General features: G+C 42.5%; 4 protein-coding genes. 3 read left to right on the plus strand and 1 reads right to left on the minus strand.

What is annotated here, in order from left to right:
* The 3 genes from QUA38_RS29120 to QUA38_RS29130 form a co-directional block, all read left to right on the plus strand.
* Positions 1-255 (plus strand): hypothetical protein (locus QUA38_RS29120; protein WP_333168026.1); only part of this gene is annotated, 255 nt, incomplete at its 5' end.
* 190 nt (positions 256-445) lie between these two features.
* Positions 446-643 carry a hypothetical protein gene (locus tag QUA38_RS29125; protein ID WP_333168028.1) on the plus strand — a complete coding sequence of 66 codons (198 nt, stop codon included), beginning with the start codon at positions 446-448 and terminating at the stop codon, positions 641-643.
* 8 nt (positions 644-651) lie between these two features.
* Entirely contained in the window at positions 652-810 is a 159-nt protein-coding gene (locus QUA38_RS29130) for a DUF4351 domain-containing protein (protein WP_333168029.1), read from the plus strand.
* A gap of 97 nt (positions 811-907) precedes the next feature.
* Here the strand turns inward: QUA38_RS29130 and QUA38_RS29135 are convergent.
* Positions 908-1,114: DUF2243 domain-containing protein (locus tag QUA38_RS29135; protein ID WP_333168031.1), on the minus strand; the 207-nt coding region annotated here is incomplete at its 5' end.

The raw sequence follows: 1,114 nt of genomic DNA on the forward strand, positions 1-1,114 counted from the left end.
TGGGACGGCGGATTTATCACCTATATTGCATTTCCCACAAAAGTAGAAGCTACAGCAGCAATGAAATATTTGCTCTTGAATCAAAAAGCTGCTGATGTCGATATGCGGAAAGCCAAGCGAATGAAAGCAAAAGGCATTCGGTGGGAACTCAAAATTCGGGGTTTAGCTTTTAATGAAGTGCTGAAGCTTGCGACGATGGATATAACTGGAAAGCTAGTTATGTCGCAGGCAACTACTACTGAAGCCACAGGCTGATAATTGAAAAACTTCGTAGTTGCGCTAAGGGTGGTAAAGCGCAACTACCAACCTAAAAATCCCTAACATATTGCATTTTCCTTCTTCCTTCTACAAGATGCGTTTCATCAGCCCCAAAGCAGACTTTGCATACAAAAGAATATTCTGATCTTCCGAACCTCCATAAATTTTAATCAGCTTCCTAAATCCAATGCTGTATAGCGGAGAACCCACAATCCAAGAAATAGAAATCATTGACCCTTATTCAGCAGGAAGCGTTACAGGATTGAAAGACACTTACCTGGATGTCAAAGCCAAAATTACCGGCAACAAAACCGTGATTGTGGAAATGCAGGTACTCAATGCCGCCGCCAAGGAATCGGAAGGGGTAAAATTGAGGGGTAAATAGGATTAATTATGCGTCAGCTCGTGCGGCGGGTGGGTGATGTTAAACTGGAAGTTCAAACTAACATCCAGGGATTATCTGCGGAACAGTTAGATGATTTGCGAGAAGCTTTGTTGGATTTTAGGAGTCAAGAGGATTTGATTGTGGGGTTGGAGTCGGCTGCTGGATGAACTGATCGGTTAAAAAGAGACTCAACGGTTGAAACGGTCGAGTCTCATCGGGGATTTATAACGCGGATTTGATATAATTCTCAATCTCTGCATTCATTTAAACTTTAGTATCTGCGGGAACTTCCCTATGTACCAGCATCCAACCTAACACCGCTAAACTAACTCCGAGAGCGAGAAATCCTAAATCCCAAGCTAACTCGTTGATACCGGGTTTGACGTGGTGGATTCCCAAAATTTGATGGTCAACAATGCCTTCAACAAAGTCAAACAATCCAGCACCAATTAATATTGAACCCAAAAAAGT

The sequence above is a fragment of the Microcoleus sp. Pol12B4 genome (genome assembly GCF_036701385.1).
In the GTDB taxonomy this organism is placed as follows: domain Bacteria; phylum Cyanobacteriota; class Cyanobacteriia; order Cyanobacteriales; family Microcoleaceae; genus Microcoleus.